Below are 19,125 nucleotides of genomic sequence, written 5' to 3' on the forward strand. Positions count from 1 at the left end.
TAGGAGAATGGATGACATGGCAAACGCATCAGAAAACATGATTGTCGGACTCGACATTGGCACCTCCAAGGTGGTGGCCATCGTCGGTCAGTCATCCGCCGATGGCACCATGGAAATCGTCGGCATCGGCTCCCAGCCGTCCCGGGGGATGAAGAAGGGCGTGGTGGTGGATATCGAAGCCACCGTGCGCTCGATCCAGCGGGCGGTGGAAGAGGCCGAGCTGATGGCCGGTTGCCACATTCATACCGTGTATGCGGGCATCGCCGGCTCTCATGTGCGTAGCCTTAATTCTCACGGCATCGTCGCCATCCGCGACCGGGAAGTGGCCCAGGCAGATATCGACCGTGTGATCGACGCGGCCCAGGCGGTGGCGATTCCGGCGGATCAGAAAACCCTGCACGTGCTGCCCCAGGAATATGTGGTGGACAACCAGGAGGGGGTGCGCGAGCCCATCGGCATGAGCGGGGTGCGCCTGGAAGCCAAGGTACACCTGGTGACCTGTGCCGTGAACGCCGCCCAGAACATCGAGAAATGCGTGCGCCGCTGCAACCTGGAAGTCGATGACATCATTCTTGAGCAGTTAGCGAGTGCTCACGCCGTTCTCACTGAAGATGAGCGTGAGCTGGGCGTCTGCATCGTGGATATCGGTGGTGGCACCACGGATATTGCCATCTTCACCGAAGGCGCCATTCGTCACACCGCCAATATCCCTATTGCCGGGGATCAGGTGACCAACGATATCGCCATGGCCCTGCGGACTCCCAAGCAGCACGCGGACGAGATCAAGATCAAGTACGCCTGTGCGTTGACTCAGCTGGCCGGCGCCGACGAGACCATCAAGGTGCCCAGCGTGGGCGACCGACCACCACGTACTCTCAGCCGCCAGAACCTGGCCGAGGTAGTGGAACCGCGCTACGACGAGCTGTTCACTCTGATCCAGGCCGAGATTCGCCGCTCCGGCTTCGAGGATCTGATCCCCGGTGGCATCGTGCTCACCGGTGGCTCGTCCAAGATCGAGGGCGCGGTGGACCTGGCCGAAGAAATCTTTCACATGCCGGTGCGTCTGGGGTCCCCGCAGGGTATCTCCGGGCTTATCGACGTGGTCAAGAACCCGATCTATTCCACCGCGGTGGGCCTGCTGTTGTACGGCCAGCGCATGGAAAAGGACGGCACCAGCGCCCGCGCCCTTGCCGGTGGCGGGGAAGTGAACTGGGTAGAGCGTTTCAAAAACTGGTTCAAGGGCAACTTCTAGTTTCCTCGGCCGGTTAACCGTTTTAGCGGAAGCGGCAGTTCCGGGCCGCAGCAACATCACCGGGACAATTCGACGTTAAATGACGTTCAAAGTAGTAACAGGGAAGCAATAACGGGAGATCAACCATGCAATTCAAACTGGAAGACAGCGTACCGCATGGCGCGGTCATTAAAGTGGTAGGTGTCGGTGGTGGCGGCGGTAACGCCGTGGATCACATGGTGCGTTCCGGTGTGGAAGGGGTGGATTTTATCTGCGCCAACACCGATGCCCAGGCACTGCGAAATGCCTCCTCCAAAACCGTGATTCAGCTGGGCAGCCAGGTGACCAAGGGGCTGGGCGCAGGCGCAAACCCGGAAATCGGTCGTCAATCCGCCCAGGAAGACCGTGACCGCATCGCCGAGCTGCTGGATGGCGCTGACATGGTGTTTGTTACCGCCGGCATGGGTGGTGGCACCGGCACCGGTGCAGCCCCCGTGGTGGCTGAGATCGCCAAGGAGCTGGGTATTCTGACCGTGGCGGTGGTGACCAAGCCGTTCCCCTTTGAGGGCAAGAAGCGCATGCGCTCCGCCCAGGAAGGGATTGAGGAGCTGAAAGAGCACGTTCACTCCCTGATCACCATCCCCAACGAGAAGCTGCAAGCGGTTCTCGGCGGCTCCACCAGCCTGCTGGACGCCTTCAAGGCAGCCAACGAAGTGCTGCAAGGGGCAGTGAAAGGGATCGCCGACCTGATCGTTCGCCCGGGCATGATCAACGTGGATTTTGCTGACGTGCGCACCGTGATGAGCGAAATGGGCACGGCCATGATGGGCACCGGTACTGCCAGCGGCGAAGGCCGGGCGGCAGAGGCGGCCCAGGCGGCCATTTCCAGCCCGCTGCTGGAAGACGTGGACCTGCGTGGCGCCCGCGGCATCCTGATCAACATCACCGCCAACGAGTCCATCGCCCTGGACGAGTTCTCCGAAGTGGGTGACATTGTCAGCGAACTGGCCAGCGATGACGCCAACGTGATTATCGGCACCGCCATCGACCCGGATATGGGCGACAACATCAGCGTCACCGTGGTTGCCACCGGCCTGGGTGCCGCCCAGCAGGAACTAAAAGTGGTGCGTGGTCGTCAGACTCCGGTCACCGCGGATGGTCGGGTGGACTACAGCGACCTGGATCGCCCGGCAGTGGAGCGCAAACGCGCTGCCCAGCAGGCGGCCAGCGGCCGTGGTCAACAGGCGGTGAACACCGCGGAAGATCTGGATTTCATTGATATCCCGACCTTCCTCCGTCGCCAGGCCGACTAACGGTCTGGCGGCCGAATTGGCCATAAAGGTGCAAAATTTGGGCATTGCAGTATAATTCGGCCCTAATTTTGTGTTGAGGAAAGCGGTATCCTGCAGGATACCCGCAGCTGTGTGACAGACTGATGATCAGACAACGAACGCTGAAAAACGTGATCCGCGCCACCGGCGTGGGGCTTCACACCGGCGAAAAGGTCTACATGACCGTCCGTCCGGCACCCGTGGATACCGGTATCGTGTTCCGGCGTGTGGACCTGGACCCGGTGGTGGAGATCAAGGCTTCTGCCGATGCGGTCCGCGAGACCACCCTGTCGTCGACCCTGGTTCAGGATGGCGTGAAGGTGGGTACCGTGGAGCACTTCCTGTCCGCCATGGCGGGGCTCGGTATCGACAACGCCTTCGTGGAGCTGTCTGCGCCGGAAATGCCGATTATGGATGGCAGTGCTGGTCCATTCGTGTTCCTGCTGCAGTCTGCCGGCATCAAGGAGCAGGAAGCGGCCAAGAAGTTCATCCGCATCAAGAAGGAAGTCACGGTGCGTGAGGGCGACAAGTCAGCGACTTTCGTTCCCTTTGATGGCTTCAAGGTGACCTTCTCCATCGAATTCGATCACCCGGTGTTTGAAGAGCGTAACCAGGTGTCCAGCATCGACTTCTCCACGACCTCGTTCGTGAAGGAAGTGGCGCGGGCGCGGACGTTCGGCTTCATGCGCGATATCGAGTTCCTGCGCAGCCAGAATCTGGCGCTGGGCGGCAGTGTCGATAACGCCATCGTGGTGGATGAGTACCGCATCCTCAACGAGGACGGATTGCGCTACGAGGACGAATTCGTCAAGCACAAGATGCTGGATGCCATCGGCGACCTGTATCTGCTGGGTCACAGCCTGATCGGCGAGTTCATCGGTCACAAGTCCGGCCATGCCCTCAACAATGCCTTGCTGCGCGAGATTCTCCGTCAGGAAGACTCTTACGAGGTAGTGACCTTCGAAGATGCCACCGATGCCCCGGTGTCCTACATGCGACCGGTGTTGGCGGCGGCGGAGTAGTCATACTCAGCAGCACGTTGGAAACGTCGAAACCCTGTTGCCACCCGGCGGTTCTCCCGCCGCCGGGTGGTTTTTCGTTTCAGGGAAGACAGGATTTTTTTGCAGGAGCCATGCTCACATGGCTCCTGCATCACTCACTCTGATTCACCGCGGCTGGCCAGCCGCTGCAAGGATGCCTTGAGGCCTTCGTCCTCAATGCTGTCTGCCAGATCCGCAATTTGTCTGGCGCTTTCCCGGGCCAGTCTGGGCTTATCCTGTTGATTGGCACGGACATTGCTGTTCTGCATCTGGCGTTTGCCGCCGACCATTATCTTGATCTGTTGCCCGGGCAGGGCCTGCTGAAGTTTCGGTAAGTGAAAGCGCAGCAGCTGTGCGGTCGCGCTGGTTTCGGCAATGGCCAGCCAGCGCATGCTGTCTTCTACCAGCATGACGCGTTCGCGCAATGCCGGTGGCAGGCAGTCAAGCGGGTCTGCGGGCGTCAGGTCATCCGGCGCCTTGCGGGCGACTTTTTTGGCCTCCCTGGTCAGGCTGGAGAGAGTAGGATGACCACTCAGCAGGGCGAGCAGGGCTTTGGGCGAAGTTGTCTTGCTCATAGGTTTTACTTAGACTAGCCTGCAAATTGTAAAAAATAATCAAGAAAACCAGTGCAACTATTTGAAATTCTTAATTTTTAGTCGGTGCGTTACACGAATCTATGAATATCTTAGTCATTAACAGCAAGCGTGGCCATTCGCGCACACTTCCGGTCCCGCGTCACTGGCCCTGGTTGCTGGCGGCCGTGCTGGTGGTAGTGCCGGTGCTGATGGGTGTCAGCGGCTACCTGCTGGTATCGCGACTCAGCGACCAGCCAGAGTATACGCCGGTAATGACCGAACGTTTTTCCACCCATCTGGAAGAGCAGCAAAAAGCCCTGGAATCCCTGGACCGTCTTAGCCAGGAGCAGTTCCGGGCGCTGACCCTGAAACTGGCCCAGGCCCAGGCTAGACTGGTTCGACTGGATGCGCTGGGTGAGCGGCTGGTGGAAGTGGCCGACATTGACGGTGACGAATTTGATTTCAGTACCGTGCCTGGGCTGGGCGGGCCGGAAGGCTCGGAAGAGGGGGCCAGTTACGAGCTGCCTTCCTTCATGGAAGCGGTGGACCAGATGGCGGATACCCTGGAACGCCGGGAGCGTCAGCTGGAAATTCTGGAAAACCTGCTGGCCGGCAAGCAGATTGAAGATCAGACCTACCTGTCCGGGCGGCCTCTGGCCAAGGGCTGGATGTCCAGTCGCTTCGGCCGTCGTTCCGATCCCTTTACCGGTCGTGTGGCCTGGCACAAGGGGGTGGACTTTGCCGGCAAGGAAGGCACACCGATTATTGCCACTGGCGCCGGTGTGGTGACGTATTCCGGTGATCGGTCTGGCTATGGCCTGATGGTGGAAATCAACCACGGAAATGGTATTGCCACTCGCTATGGCCATGCCCTGGAATTACTGGTGGAGCCGGGCGAGATTGTTCGCACCGGTGACGTTATCGGCAAAGTGGGTAATTCCGGCCGCTCCACCGGGCCGCACATCCATTACGAGGTGCTGAAAAATGGCACCCAGGTGAATCCCCAGCCTTATATCTATCGTGCGCGACGTTAACCGGATCGCGCAAAACGGCCCCGCAAGGGGCCGTTTTTCGTTAAGCACCCTTGATAACCGGGAATATCACCTTATCTCTTCATCTTATTGTGTTTAGAATGACTGGCCTTGTGGGCACCACTTTGCCGCCAACGGGCTGTTTGTCCTGACTGTTTACTGAACCGGAAGTTGTATGCTGGGTACCATCGTAAAAAAAATCATCGGCACCAAGAATGATCGTGAGCTGAAACGCATGGGCAAGTTGGTCGAAACGATCAACAGCCACGGGGAAGCCCTGGCACAGCTCAGTGAAGCGGACCTGCAGCTCAAGACCCGTGAATTTCGTCAGGCGTTCCAGGATGGCAAGACCCTGGACGAATTACTGCCGGAAGCCTTTGCGGTAGTTCGTGAAGCCTCCACCCGGGTGATGGGCCTGCGCCACTTCGACGTGCAGATGATGGGCGGTATCGCCTTGCACGAGGGGCGTATTTCGGAGATGCGTACTGGTGAGGGGAAAACCCTGACCGCTACCCTGGCTGCTTACCTGAATGCCCTGTCCGGTGAAGGTGTGCACGTGGTCACCGTGAACGATTACCTGGCTGAGCGGGACGCCAACTGGATGCGCCCCCTGTACGAATTCCTGGGCCTCAGTGTCGGCGTGATTCTCTCCCAGCAGCCCACCGACCAGAAGCGGGAAGCCTACGCCGCCGATATTACCTACGGCACTAATAACGAATACGGCTTTGATTACCTGCGCGATAACATGGCCTTTCGCCTGGAAGACCGGGTGCAGCGTGGCCTCAACTACGCCATCGTGGATGAGGTGGATTCCATTCTCATCGATGAGTCCCGTACTCCGTTGATCATATCCGGCCCGTCGGCGGATTCCTCCGAGCTGTACCTGGCCGTGAACAAGTTGATGCCCAACCTGACTGCGCAGAAGGAAGAGCAGGAAGGTGACTTTTTTGTTGATGAAAAGCAGCGGCAGGTGGAGCTCACCGAAGAGGGTCACCAGAAAATCGAGGGCCTGTTGGTCAGTAATGGTTTGCTGGAACAGGGTGAGAGTCTTTATGCGGCCCACAATCTGGCGTTGTTGCATCACGTTCATGCGGCGTTGAAGGCCCACGCCCTGTTCCATGTGGACCGGGACTATATTGTCCAGAACAACCAGATCGTCATCGTTGACGAGCACACCGGCCGCACCATGCCCGGGCGTCGTTGGTCCGAGGGGATTCACCAGGCCATCGAAGCGAAGGAAGGGGTGAATATCCAGCAGGAAAACCAGACCCTGGCATCCACCACCTTCCAGAACTATTTCCGCCTCTACAACAAGCTGGCGGGTATGACCGGTACGGCTGATACCGAGGCCATGGAATTCCGTCAGATTTACGGCATGGACGTGGTGGTAGTGCCGACCAATCGGCCCATGGTTCGTGTGGATGCCAATGATCTGGTGTATCTGACCCTGGAAGAAAAATTCGATGCCATCGTCAAGGAAATCTCCGAGGCGGTGGCCAAGGGGGCTCCGGTGCTGGTGGGTACCGCGACCATTGAAGCGTCCGAGTATCTGTCCAAGCGTCTGAAGAAAGACAAGATTGCGCACGAGGTACTGAACGCCAAGTTCCACCAGCGCGAAGCGCAGATTATTGCCCAGGCCGGTCGTCCAGGCGCGGTAACCATCGCCACCAACATGGCGGGCCGGGGTACCGATATCATGCTGGGCGGTAACCCGGAAGAACAGATCAAGCACATGGATGCTCCCTCGGACGCGGAAGCGGAAAAAATCCGTGCCGAGTGGCAGGCCAACCATGACAAGGTGATGGAAGCCGGCGGTCTGCACATCATCGGTACCGAGCGTCACGAATCCCGTCGTATCGATAACCAGCTCCGTGGTCGTGCCGGTCGTCAGGGTGACCCGGGCTACACCCGTTTCTTCCTGTCCATGGAAGATGACCTGATGCGGATCTTCGCCTCCGACCGGATTCGCAACATGATGCGCTCTCTGGGTCTGGAGAATGGTGAAGCCATTGAGCATCGCTGGGTGACTCGTGCCATCGAGAATGCCCAGCGCAAGGTGGAAGGGCGCAACTTCGATATCCGCAAGAACTTGCTGGAATACGATGATGTGGCCAACGACCAGCGTCGGGTGATCTACACGCAGCGTGACCAGATTCTGGAAACCGAGGATCTGCGCACTTCCGTACAAGGCATTCGTTATGATGTGGTGACCGAGCTGGTACACAGCTACCTGCCGCCGGGCTCCGTGGAAGACCAGTGGGATGTGCCGGGTCTGGAGAAGACCCTGGAAGCAGAATTTCAGTGCAATGCACCGGTGGGGCAGTGGCTCAATGAAGACAGCCAGATGCATATCGATGGTGTTATCGAGAAGCTGGTGGAAACCCTGGAGCAGGATTACCTGCGCAAGGAAGGGGAGATCGGTGCTGATGACCTGCGCAAGATCGAGAAGCATCTGATGCTGCAGATTCTCGACCGTCACTGGAAAGAGCATCTGGCCAACATGGATCACCTGCGTCAGGGCATTCATCTGCGCGGTTACGCCCAGAAAAATCCCAAGCAGGAATACAAGAAAGAGTCCTTCGAGCTGTTCCAGGGGTTGCTCAACCAGATTCAGCATGAGCTGATTCGGGTACTGCACAGCTTCCAGGTACGTCGTGATGATGAAGTGGAGCGCCTTGAGCAACAGCGCCAGGAAGAAGCCCGTCGTCAGGCGGAAAAGATGAAGATGCAGGCGGCTCAAGAACCTGGCACTGATGGCACGGCCGGCGAGAACAATCAGGCTGACGGTCCGAAGACAGTGGTTCGTGAAGGTCGAAAGGTCGGTCGCAATGAGCCTTGTCCTTGTGGCTCCGGAAAGAAATACAAGCAATGCCACGGCAAGATTGAATAGAATCAGCTACGAGCTACGAGCTACGAGCTACGAGCTACGAGAAAGACAAAGGCACCGGTGAAAACCGGTGCTTTTCGTTATTATGGCTAGTAGCTTGCCGCTAGAAGCTAGTAGCTGAACTTTCAAGGATTGGTTATGACACAGACAGAATGGTTGCCCGTCCCCGGTATCCGTCTTGCCGCTGTTGAGGCTGGCATCAAGAAGGCCAACCGCAAGGATCTGGTGGTGTTGGAGTTGGCCGAAGGTAGTCATGTCAGTGGTGTTTTCACCCTGAACCGTTTCTGCGCGGCGCCGGTGCAGGTGGCGAAAAGCCGTCTGGCGGCGGGGACTCCCAAGTACCTGATGATCAACACCGGTTATGCCAATGCGGGTACCGGCAAGAAGGGAATGGAAAACTGCCTGGCCAGTTGTCGGTTGCTGGCCGAAGCGGCGAGCTGTGAAGAAGATCAGATTCTGCCGTACTCCACCGGGGTGATCGGTGAGCAATTCCCGCTACCAGCGTTTGAAAAAGGCCTGCCCAAAGCACTGGCTGAACTGGATGAACATCACTGGGGACGCGCATCGGAAGGCATTATGACCACCGATACCTATCCCAAGCTAACCAGTCGTCGGGTCGAGATTGACGGGGTGCCGATTACCGTTACCGGTATGGCCAAGGGCTCGGGCATGATCAAACCGAACATGGCCACCATGCTGGGCTTTATCGCCACCGATGCGCCGATCGCCAAACCGTTGCTGGATCAATGGGTGAAAGACTTGGCGGACAAGTCATTCAACCGGGTCACGGTGGATGGTGATACCTCCACCAATGATGCCTGCATGCTGATCAGCACCGGTGCGGCCCAGATGCCGGAAATCCAGACGCTGGATGACCATAGCCAGGTGCTGTATCAGGCGCTGGAAAGTGTCTTCGTTGAGCTGGCCCAGGCTCTGGTCCGTGATGGCGAAGGCGCCACCAAGTTTGTGGCGATAACTGTGACAGGCGCGGCCAGTGAATCCGACGCCCGCGTCGTGGCAGAAACCATCGCTCATTCGCCGCTGGTGAAGACCGCCCTGTTTGCTTCCGACCCCAACTGGGGCCGTATCCTTGCTGCTATTGGTAGGGCCCCCATTGCGTTTCTGGACGTGGACAAGGTCAACGTCTGGCTGGACGACCTGTTGCTGGTGGAGCAGGGCGGTGTGGCGGACAGCTATGAAGAAGCGAAAGGGGCAGCAGTGATGGCCCAGCCGGAGATCAGTATTCGTGCGGATCTGGCCAGCGGTGATGCCGAGTGCACCGTGTGGACCTGTGATTTCAGCTACGATTACGTGAAGATCAATGCGGAATATCGCACATGATTTAGTGTCTGACGTCTGACGTCTGACGTCTGACGCAAAACGCCGTAGCCTCTGTGGGAGCTATGCTTGCATGGCGAACGTGCTCGCGACGTTCATCCGCTGTTGCGCCTGCGGGCGTGACACTTCCGACGCTCCTGAAGAAACCTTGTTTATGACCGCAACCACTCCTGCCATCACCGTCGTTGCCGCCATCATCCGCGGCAACGACGGTCGTATCTGCCTGAGCAAGCGCCCGGACCACAAGCATCAAGGTGGTCGCTGGGAGTTTCCCGGCGGCAAGGTGGAGCCCGGGGAGCCCCTTTCGACAGCCCTGGCCAGGGAGCTGGAGGAAGAGCTGGGTATGCAGGCGGCCATTTCCTCCCCGTTCATGACCATTGCCCACCAGTACGAAGACCTGCACGTCACCCTGCATTTTCGCGATGTCACTGCCTGGCAGGGCGAGCCTGCGGGCCGTGAAGGTCAGCAGGTGGCCTGGTTCGAGATTCCCCAGCTACCAACGTTGGAGTTTCCAGCGGCAAACCGACCCGTGGTGACGGCGATTACCTTGCCCGGCCAACTTGCCATCGCGCCGGATAACCTGGGTCTGGAGGCACTGAAGGCCGGTATTGATCGTCTGGATGCTGCCGCCACAGGCTTGTATCTGCGCCAGTGGAGCGAGCATGCGGCACTTCCGGAGATTCTGTCGCTGTGTCAGGAGAAGGGCATCAAGGTATGGTTGCGGGCTTCATCGGCGAAGCAGGTGGAGCTGGCCTCTTCGCAAGGCGTCTTCGGGCTGCATCTGCCCGGGACCGTCTTGATGGATTGCCAGAAGCGACCGGATTTCCCCGGCGTAGTATCGGCGGCCTGTCACCGCCGTGAGGCCCTGGAAAAGGCGGTGTCCCTGGGGCTGGATATGGCGCTGGTTTCTCCGGTGAAAACCACGGCCAGCCATCCTGATCGTGCTCCTCTTGGCTGGCAACAGGCGGGGGAATGGATCACCGGGTTGCCGCTGGCATGCTATGGGCTGGGTGGCGTTACGCCAGCGGATCTGCAAACGGCCCGCCAGCATGGTGCCATCGGCGTGGCAGGCATCCGCGCCTTCTGGCCAGATGCTGCTCCTGCGCTGATGTAGGGTGTAGTTCGTCGCAAGCATCCTGAATGCATGATGTCGGGCCAGTATTTGGGCGCCGTCACCTTGTTAGAGCAGGCTGCACGCTTTGCGTGCAGTTCAAGTAACAGCCCATCCGTTAGACGATCAAAACTCCTCAAAATCCCCGGGTGCATTGTCATCACCGGGGATCGCATGGCGCTCTGCCGCCCAGTCGCCCAGATCGATCAGCTTGCAACGCTCTGAACAGAATGGGCGCCAGGGATTATTGTCCCAGCGGGTGAGGGATTTGCACTGGGGGCAGGGATAGGTGCGGGTGGTGTTATTGGTCTCAGACATGTTCAGAGTGCGTTGGCCATTTTCAGATAGCGTTGGTGCAGGTCCATCAGTTGCTCATGAAATGCCTGCAGCGAACCGTGATTCTCAACCACATCGTCGGCCTGGTCCAGGCGTTTGGTTCTTTCCATCTGGGCTTTCATGATGGCGGCAACCTGGTCTTCAGGCACATGGTCGCGTTCCATGGTGCGCTGCACCTGCAGCTCTGCGGGTGCATCAATCACCAGAATACGGTCCACCAGATTTTTCTGGCTGGTCTCCAGCAGCAGCGGGGAAACCAGTACGGTATAGGGTGACTGACTGGCCGCAATCTGCCGTTGCAGCTCCTCGCCGATGGCGGGGTGGGTGATGCCTTCAAGCACCTTCAGGGCATCCGCATCCGCAAATACGATTTCGCGCAGGGCGCGACGATCCAGAGCACCATCCTCGGTGAGTACATGGCTGCCAAAATGTTCGGCGATACGATCAAGCGCGGCCTGGCCGGGCTCTACCACTACCCGCGATGCCAGATCTGCGTCCACAATGGTGATGCCCTGCTGGGCGAGGAAATCCGTGGCAGCGGTCTTGCCACTACCAATGCCACCAGTCAGGCCGACTACGAACATGCACACTCCAGACGGGTTTTCTCCGGCGCTGGAGCCTTGCTCGCAAGGCGAATCCAAAGCTCCAACAGAAAATTATCAAGGGAATGTTGTCAGCTGTTAACTATTCACTGTTAACTATTAACTGATCCTAAACATCCCCAGATACGAGCTGACGATGGTATCGCCCCACAGCAATGCAATCCAGCCAGCGGCGGCGAGATAGGGGCCGAAAGGAATCTGGGTGCGCTTTTCACCGCCAAAGAGCGCGGCGAGTAGGGCGAAGACCAGCCCCACCACTGAAGAAAGCAGAATAATCAGTGGCAGATACTGCCAGCCCACCCAGGCACCCAGGGCGGCGAGCAGCTTGAAGTCGCCATAGCCCATACCTTCCTTGCCGGTGAGCAGCTTGAACAGCCAGTACACACTCCACAGGGACAGGTAGCCGGCCATAGCACCCACTACCGCATCTGGCAGGGAAACCGGCGATACACCAAGCAGCGCCGCCAGCAGACCCGCCCACATTAGTGGGTAATTCATGCTGTCCGGCAGCAGGGTGGTGTCCGCGTCAATCAAGGCCGCCGCCAGCAGGGTCCATGTGGCAAACAGTGTGAAGATCAGCCAGGGGCCGTACCCGAAGTGCCAGGCACACAGACCCGCCAGCAGGCCACTGGTCACTTCAATGATCGGGTAACGCTTGCTGATCGGTGTTGCACAGCCTTTGCACCTGCCTTTCAGTGCCAGCCAGCTCACCACCGGAATATTTTCATACCAGGCAATGGCGTGGCTGCACTTGGGGCAGCGGGAGCGCGGAGTGACCAGATTGAAGATCCCCTCATCCTCCTCTGCGGGCAGCTCCAGAATTTCCCGTGCTTCCTGCTTCCAGCTACGCTCCATCATTACCGGCAGGCGGTAAATGACGACATTGAGAAAACTGCCAACCAGCAACCCCAGAAAAACACAAAGCCCAACCAGCAGGGTTGGGCTTGTGGAGAGTAGCTCCAATGTATTTTGCAGCGAGATAGGGGCCGAAAGGAATCTGGGTGCGCTTTTCACCGCCAAAGAGCGCGGCGAGTAGGGCGAAGACCAGCCCCACCACTGAAGAAAGCAGAATAATCAGTGGCAGATACTGCCAGCCCACCCAGGCACCCAGGGCGGCGAGCAGCTTGAAGTCGCCATAGCCCATACCTTCCTTGCCGGTGAGCAGCTTGAACAGCCAGTACACACTCCACAGGGACAGGTAGCCGGCCATAGCACCCACTACCGCATCTGGCAGGGAAACCGGCGATACACCAAGCAGCGCCGCCAGCAGACCCGCCCACATTAGTGGGTAATTCATGCTGTCCGGCAGCAGGGTGGTGTCCGCGTCAATCAAGGCCGCCGCCAGCAGGGTCCATGTGGCAAACAGTGTGAAGATCAGCCAGGGGCCGTACCCGAAGTGCCAGGCACACAGACCCGCCAGCAGGCCACTGGTCACTTCAATGATCGGGTAACGCTTGCTGATCGGTGTTGCACAGCCTTTGCACCTGCCTTTCAGTGCCAGCCAGCTCACCACCGGAATATTTTCATACCAGGCAATGGCGTGGCTGCACTTGGGGCAGCGGGAGCGCGGAGTGACCAGATTGAAGATCCCCTCATCCTCCTCTGCGGGCAGCTCCAGAATTTCCCGTGCTTCCTGCTTCCAGCTACGCTCCATCATTACCGGCAGGCGGTAAATGACGACATTGAGAAAACTGCCAACCAGCAACCCCAGAAAAACACAAAGCCCAACCAGCAGGGTTGGGCTTGTGGAGAGTAGCTCCAATGTATTTTGCATGTATTAGCCTACAACGTTGCCCAGCTGGAAGATCGGCATGTACATGGCGATGATCAGACCGCCAATCACGACACCGAGCACACCCATGATGAGAGGTTCCATCATGCTGGTAAGGCCGTCTACGGCATTATCGACCTCATCCTCATAATAGAGCGCCACCTTTTCGAGCATGGCATCCAGGGCGCCGGACTCCTCGCCAATGGCGGTCATTTGCAGTGCCATGGCAGGGAATACGCCAGTGGATCGCATGGCAAACTGGAGCTGTTGGCCGGTAGCAACATCTTCTTTGACTTGAAATACCGCATTTCGATAGACCACATTGCCGGTGGCGCCAGCACAGGCGTCCAGAGCTTCAATCAGGGGCACGCCAGCAGAGAAGGTGGTGGAAAGAGTTCGTGCATAACGGGCGATGGTGGACTTGAAAGCCAGGTCACCCACGATGGGCATCTTCAGGATCATTCTATCAAGTGAATTGGCGAATGCAGTTGAGCGTTTTTTCAGCTGTGTGAAGCCAATAACGAAAACAATTATACCTACCAGAATGAACAGGAAGTTTGCCTGTAGCCCCTTTGAGAGCCCGATGACAAACTGAGTGAAAGCGGGTAGCTCAGCACCAAAGCCTGCAAACAACTCCTCAAAAACAGGCACAACTTTGAGCAATAGAATTGCAGTTACAATGACAGCAGCGCCGACAACGACCATGGGGTATTTCATGGCCTTCTTGATTTTCATCTTCAGCGCTTCACTTTTTTCCTTGTAGATGGCAACCCGGTCTAGCATGGTTTCCAATGCGCCGGATTGTTCGCCGGCATCAATCAGGCTGCAATAAAGGTCGTCAAATTGGTCTGGATGCTTGGATAGTGCACCTGCGAAGTTGTTGCCTCCTTCTACGTCTACCTTGAGCTTTAAAACCAGCTCCTTCATGGAGGGATTTTCGAGGCCATCTGCAACAATCTCAAATGCCTGAACAAGGGGGACGCCCGCTTTCATCATGGTGGCCATCTGGCGGGTAAAGAGGGCGATATCCATGGGCTTGATTTTTTTCTTGCCGCCCAGGTGTATTTCCCGCTTCCGAACCACTTTCTTGGCGTTGATGCCTTGTTTGCGGAGCTCCGCCTTGACCACTGAGGGGGCCTTGCCGGTTGCTTCGCCCTTGACCTTGGTGCCTTTGCGGTCTGTGCCTTCGTAGATGAAGGTAACGTTTTTCTGTGCTGCTTTGCTGGCCATAATTAATGTCCACTCGTTACACGGCTGACTTCTTCAAGGCTGGTCACGCCGTGCATGACTTTCACCAGACCTGAACGATACAGATCATTAAATCCATCCTTTCGACACTGGTCACCAATTTCCAGGGAGTTTCCTTCTTCCATGATGATGCGGGAAATGCCATCAGTAATCTTCACCACTTCGTAAATGCCCACCCGACCCTTGTAGCCGTTCTTGCATTTGTCGCAACCTTGGGGGCCGTAAACGGTAAAAGCAGATCCCAGGTCGTCATCCGTGAAGCCCATTTCCAGCAGCGATTGCTTGGGAATATCCACCTGGGTCTTGCAGTGTTCGCAAAGGCGGCGGGCCAACCGCTGGGCGATGATCAATATGACCGACGTAGCAATATTGAACGAGGGGACGCCCATGTTGCGAAGACGGGTAAGGGTTTCCGGTGCGCTGTTGGTGTGAAGGGTTGATAATACCAGGTGTCCGGTCTGCGCTGCCTTGATGGCGATGTTGGCAGTTTCCAGATCGCGGATTTCCCCCACCAGGATTACATCCGGATCCTGTCGAAGAAAAGCTCGCAGTGCAGCAGAAAAGTCCATTCCCTGCTTGGGGTTCACGTTCACCTGGTTAACGCCTTCCAGGTTGATTTCCACAGGGTCTTCAGCTGTGGAAATATTGCGCTCCGGCGTGTTGAGAATATTGACCCCGGTGTACAGAGAAACGGTTTTCCCGGAACCAGTGGGGCCGGTTACCAGAATCATGCCCTGGGGTTTTTGTAGAGCATCCATATATAGCTGTTTCTGGTCTTCATCGTAACCCAGTGCATCAATGCCCATCTTGGCAGATTCGGGATCAAGGATCCGCAGTACAATCTTTTCGCCGAAGAGTGTGGGGCAAGTGTTGACGCGGAAGTCGATGGCCCGGGTCTTGGAGATCTTCAGTTTGATCCGTCCATCCTGGGGAACACGCCGTTCTGAGATGTCCAGCCGTGACATGACCTTGAGGCGTGCCGAGAGCTTGCTGGCAATGTTGCGGCAGCCATGGCAGTGGTTGCTTCCGCTTTCTGGATCGCATGCAAACTGGAGCTGTAATTGAAGTCCACCAACATCTTCCTTCACGCCGTGCATGACTTTCACCAGACCTGAACGGTACGAAAAGATCGGTAAATCCATCCTTTCGACACTGGTCACCATTTTGAGCCACCTTGCACAGGCGTCCAGAGCTTCAATCAGGGGCACGCCAGCAGAGAAGGTGGTGGAAAGAGTTCGTGCATAACGGGCGATGGTGGACTTGAAAGCCAGGTCACCCACGATGGGCATCTTCAGGATCATTCTATCAAGTGAATTGGCGAATGCAGTTGAGCGTTTTTTCAGCTGTGTGAAGCCAATAACGAAAACAATTATACCTACCAGAATGAACAGGAAGTTTGCCTGTAGCCCCTTTGAGAGCCCGATGACAAACTGAGTGAAAGCGGGTAGCTCAGCACCAAAGCCTGCAAACAACTCCTCAAAAACAGGCACAACTTTGAGCAATAGAATTGCAGTTACAATGACAGCAGCGCCGACAACGACCATGGGGTATTTCATGGCCTTCTTGATTTTCATCTTCAGCGCTTCACTTTTTTCCTTGTAGATGGCAACCCGGTCTAGCATGGTTTCCAATGCGCCGGATTGTTCGCCGGCATCAATCAGGCTGCAATAAAGGTCGTCAAATTGGTCTGGATGCTTGGATAGTGCACCTGCGAAGTTGTTGCCTCCTTCTACGTCTACCTTGAGCTTTAAAACCAGCTCCTTCATGGAGGGATTTTCGAGGCCATCTGCAACAATCTCAAATGCCTGAACAAGGGGGACGCCCGCTTTCATCATGGTGGCCATCTGGCGGGTAAAGAGGGCGATATCCATGGGCTTGATTTTTTTCTTGCCGCCCAGGTGTATTTCCCGCTTCCGAACCACTTTCTTGGCGTTGATGCCTTGTTTGCGGAGCTCCGCCTTGACCACTGAGGGGGCCTTGCCGGTTGCTTCGCCCTTGACCTTGGTGCCTTTGCGGTCTGTGCCTTCGTAGATGAAGGTAACGTTTTTCTGTGCTGCTTTGCTGGCCATAATTAATGTCCACTCGTTACACGGCTGACTTCTTCAAGGCTGGTCACGCCGTGCATGACTTTCACCAGACCTGAACGATACAGATCATTAAATCCATCCTTTCGACACTGGTCACCAATTTCCAGGGAGTTTCCTTCTTCCATGATGATGCGGGAAATGCCATCAGTAATCTTCACCACTTCGTAAATGCCCACCCGACCCTTGTAGCCGTTCTTGCATTTGTCGCAACCTTGGGGGCCGTAAACGGTAAAAGCAGATCCCAGGTCGTCATCCGTGAAGCCCATTTCCAGCAGCGATTGCTTGGGAATATCCACCTGGGTCTTGCAGTGTTCGCAAAGGCGGCGGGCCAACCGCTGGGCGATGATCAATATGACCGACGTAGCAATATTGAACGAGGGGACGCCCATGTTGCGAAGACGGGTAAGGGTTTCCGGTGCGCTGTTGGTGTGAAGGGTTGATAATACCAGGTGTCCGGTCTGCGCTGCCTTGATGGCGATGTTGGCAGTTTCCAGATCGCGGATTTCCCCCACCAGGATTACATCCGGATCCTGTCGAAGAAAAGCTCGCAGTGCAGCAGAAAAGTCCATTCCCTGCTTGGGGTTCACGTTCACCTGGTTAACGCCTTCCAGGTTGATTTCCACAGGGTCTTCAGCTGTGGAAATATTGCGCTCCGGCGTGTTGAGAATATTGACCCCGGTGTACAGAGAAACGGTTTTCCCGGAACCAGTGGGGCCGGTTACCAGAATCATGCCCTGGGGTTTTTGTAGAGCATCCATATATAGCTGTTTCTGGTCTTCATCGTAACCCAGTGCATCAATGCCCATCTTGGCAGATTCGGGATCAAGGATCCGCAGTACAATCTTTTCGCCGAAGAGTGTGGGGCAAGTGTTGACGCGGAAGTCGATGGCCCGGGTCTTGGAGATCTTCAGTTTGATCCGTCCATCCTGGGGAACACGCCGTTCTGAGATGTCCAGCCGTGACATGACCTTGAGGCGTGCCGAGAGCTTGCTGGCAATGTTGATCGGAGGCTTGGAGACAGTTTGCAGGATGCCGTCCTGGCGAAACCTTATCCGATAGGTTTTTTCATAGGGCTCGAAATGCAAATCTGACGTGCCGCTCTTGATGGCGTCCAGCAGCAGCTTATTGACGAACCGAACAATGGGGGCGTCGTCGGAACCGGACTTGGTCTCGTCTGTGGTTTCCTCTGGAGCACTGACGTCCAGGTCATCGAGTCCGTCATCAAGATCGTCAAAGGCAGAGCCTTCCGCTTCGGACTCCAGATTGTCAATCCACTGGGTAAGTTTGTCCTCTTCTACAATGACGGTCTCGACGTTGAGGCCGGTGTTGAAGCGGATTTCTTCCAGAGCCGGAAGGTTGGTCGGGTCGGACACGGCGACAAAAAGACGACTGCCACGGCGAAAAAGGGGTAACACATGGTGCTTGGTGATCAGCTTTGGGTCGACCAGCTCCTTGATCAGGCTATCCCGGGAAAAGGCAGAAAGGTCCAGAACCGGGTCGCCAAACTCTTCAGCCACGGTACAGGCAATGGGAACCGACGCGACCTTGCCGCTGCTCACCAGGTGGTGGACAAGGCTTACACGTTCCTGTCTGGCCTGCTGGATGGCAGACTGGGCTTCTTCCTGGGTCAGCAGTTCCTGCTTGACCAGACGAAGGGGTAGCCCGCTGAAGGGGGAGTTCTGAGACGTCATGGCAACCTGCTTGTTTATGCTTAGAGTTGTGGGGGTGCCCAAAACTTTATTCTTAACATACCCGTTAGACGTGGTACAGGGAAGGTTGAGTGCATGAAAATCAGCGCCTTGCCACATTTTCTTCACTCGCTTCATTAGAAAGCTGCAGTTAGGGCAGGCAAGTGTGACGCTGGGTGGTTATGAGTGACACATATTGTCACCGATTGTCGGCGTTTGGTGCCCTGAAGTGGCAGTATGCGTGGGTGTGCAGCGGCGAAAGCCAGTGAAAACGGTGGGTTGCCACATCAGAAGAAAGTTGGCCCGGTCCCTGCATTACCATGCACAGGTGCTCGCCAAGGGTGGGCTCGATAACAAGATTTGCCAATTTATTGGAGAGAACGACATGAAGAAGCAAATGCAACAGGGTTTCACCCTTATTGAACTGATGATCGTGGTGGCCATTATCGGTATTCTGGCCGCCATCGCGATCCCGGCTTACCAGGACTATGTATCCAAGTCCAAGGCCGCAGCTGCTCTGGCCGACATTTCTGCCGGTAAGACCAGCTATGAGCTGCTGTTCACTGAAAAAGGTGCTACTGCGATCACCAGTCCTGCATCCATTGGCCTGAATCAAAGCACTGGTAACTGCAGTACTATTAGTGTTACTGCAAACTCCAATGGTGTTGCCAGTCCGGCGATTGAGTGCACGATCAACAACCCGGGCCGTATTGGTACTAACGCGACTATCGGTCTTAACCGTACCGCCACTGGTCTGTACCAGTGTGTTGTAAGCGCCAGTTTTGACGCAAAATTCAAGCCGGCCGGTTGTAGCTAAAATAGCCTGGCAATGATGAAGAGGGCGCCGGA

The 19,125-nt window shown here is 56.7% G+C and carries 16 protein-coding genes; 8 read left to right on the plus strand and 8 right to left on the minus strand.

The annotated features are described in order from the left end of the window. Nucleotides 1–16: 16 nt before the first annotated feature. From ftsA to lpxC, 3 genes are all read left to right on the plus strand, one after another. The gene (gene ftsA, locus KZ772_RS17210; protein ID WP_290537659.1) at nt 17–1,252 is read left to right on the plus strand and encodes a cell division protein FtsA; all 1,236 of its coding nucleotides are present in this window, start codon (nt 17–19) and stop codon (nt 1,250–1,252) included. Nucleotides 1,253–1,377: 125 nt separating this feature from the next. Further along, nucleotides 1,378–2,544: a cell division protein FtsZ gene (gene ftsZ / locus KZ772_RS17215; RefSeq protein WP_290537660.1), complete on the plus strand. Its 1,167-nt coding sequence runs from the start codon at nt 1,378–1,380 to the stop codon at nt 2,542–2,544. Nucleotides 2,545–2,666: 122 nt separating this feature from the next. Then, nucleotides 2,667–3,584, plus strand: coding sequence for a UDP-3-O-acyl-N-acetylglucosamine deacetylase (gene lpxC, locus KZ772_RS17220; protein ID WP_035248002.1), 918 nt, complete (start codon nt 2,667–2,669; stop codon nt 3,582–3,584). Nucleotides 3,585–3,718: 134 nt separating this feature from the next. Here lpxC and KZ772_RS17225 read toward each other — a convergent pair whose 3' ends face one another. Further along, entirely contained in the window at nt 3,719–4,177 is a 459-nt protein-coding gene (locus KZ772_RS17225) for a hypothetical protein (RefSeq protein ID WP_290537661.1), read from the minus strand. A gap of 101 nt (nt 4,178–4,278) precedes the next feature. On the opposite strand from KZ772_RS17225, the gene KZ772_RS17230 reads away from it, so the two are divergent. From KZ772_RS17230 to KZ772_RS17245, 4 genes are all read left to right on the plus strand, one after another. Then, nucleotides 4,279–5,211, plus strand: a complete 933-nt coding sequence (locus KZ772_RS17230; protein ID WP_290537662.1) for a M23 family metallopeptidase — start codon at nt 4,279–4,281, stop codon at nt 5,209–5,211. Between the two features lie 172 nt (nt 5,212–5,383). Further along, the gene (gene secA / locus KZ772_RS17235; RefSeq protein WP_290537663.1) at nt 5,384–8,098 is read left to right on the plus strand and encodes a preprotein translocase subunit SecA; all 2,715 of its coding nucleotides are present in this window, start codon (nt 5,384–5,386) and stop codon (nt 8,096–8,098) included. Between the two features lie 135 nt (nt 8,099–8,233). Next, a complete protein-coding gene (gene argJ / locus KZ772_RS17240) occupies nt 8,234–9,436 on the plus strand; it encodes a bifunctional glutamate N-acetyltransferase/amino-acid acetyltransferase ArgJ (protein ID WP_290537664.1) in 1,203 nt (400 codons plus the stop codon). A 151-nt stretch (nt 9,437–9,587) separates the two neighbouring features. Then, complete coding sequence (locus tag KZ772_RS17245) at nt 9,588–10,547, plus strand: Nudix family hydrolase (protein WP_290537665.1); 960 nt, start codon at nt 9,588–9,590, stop codon at nt 10,545–10,547. Between the two features lie 123 nt (nt 10,548–10,670). Here the strand turns inward: KZ772_RS17245 and KZ772_RS17250 are convergent, their stop codons facing one another. The 7 genes from KZ772_RS17250 to pilB all read right to left on the minus strand — a co-directional run bounded on the left by KZ772_RS17250 (nt 10,671) and on the right by pilB (nt 18,279). Further along, the gene (locus tag KZ772_RS17250; protein WP_290537666.1) at nt 10,671–10,862 is read right to left on the minus strand and encodes a DNA gyrase inhibitor YacG; all 192 of its coding nucleotides are present in this window, start codon (nt 10,860–10,862) and stop codon (nt 10,671–10,673) included. A 2-nt stretch (nt 10,863–10,864) separates the two neighbouring features. Then, complete coding sequence (coaE, locus tag KZ772_RS17255; protein ID WP_290537667.1) at nt 10,865–11,464, minus strand: dephospho-CoA kinase; 600 nt, start codon at nt 11,462–11,464, stop codon at nt 10,865–10,867. A 117-nt stretch (nt 11,465–11,581) separates the two neighbouring features. Then, nucleotides 11,582–12,340 carry an A24 family peptidase gene (locus KZ772_RS17260; RefSeq protein WP_290537668.1) on the minus strand — a complete coding sequence of 253 codons (759 nt, stop codon included), beginning with the start codon at nt 12,338–12,340 and terminating at the stop codon, nt 11,582–11,584. Further along, on the minus strand, nt 12,327–13,256 hold the full coding sequence (locus tag KZ772_RS17265) for an A24 family peptidase (protein WP_290537669.1): 930 nt from the start codon (nt 13,254–13,256) through the stop codon (nt 12,327–12,329). The genes KZ772_RS17260 and KZ772_RS17265 overlap by 14 nt, the downstream gene beginning before the upstream one ends. 3 nt (nt 13,257–13,259) lie before the next feature. Beyond that, nucleotides 13,260–14,483 (minus strand): type II secretion system F family protein, encoded by a 1,224-nt coding sequence (locus tag KZ772_RS17270; protein ID WP_290537670.1) that lies wholly within the window; start codon nt 14,481–14,483, stop codon nt 13,260–13,262. Between the two features lie 2 nt (nt 14,484–14,485). Further along, the gene (locus KZ772_RS17275) at nt 14,486–16,570 is read right to left on the minus strand and encodes an ATPase, T2SS/T4P/T4SS family (RefSeq protein ID WP_290537671.1); all 2,085 of its coding nucleotides are present in this window, start codon (nt 16,568–16,570) and stop codon (nt 14,486–14,488) included. A 2-nt stretch (nt 16,571–16,572) separates the two neighbouring features. After that, nucleotides 16,573–18,279 carry a type IV-A pilus assembly ATPase PilB gene (pilB, locus tag KZ772_RS17280; RefSeq protein ID WP_290537672.1) on the minus strand — a complete coding sequence of 569 codons (1,707 nt, stop codon included), beginning with the start codon at nt 18,277–18,279 and terminating at the stop codon, nt 16,573–16,575. A gap of 382 nt (nt 18,280–18,661) precedes the next feature. Between pilB and KZ772_RS17285 the strand changes: the two genes are divergently transcribed. Next, nucleotides 18,662–19,093 carry a pilin gene (locus KZ772_RS17285; protein ID WP_290537673.1) on the plus strand — a complete coding sequence of 144 codons (432 nt, stop codon included), beginning with the start codon at nt 18,662–18,664 and terminating at the stop codon, nt 19,091–19,093. Nucleotides 19,094–19,125: the final 32 nt, after the last annotated feature.

The organism is Alcanivorax sp. (genome assembly GCF_019431375.1).
Lineage (GTDB): Bacteria > Pseudomonadota > Gammaproteobacteria > Pseudomonadales > Alcanivoracaceae > Alcanivorax > Alcanivorax jadensis_A.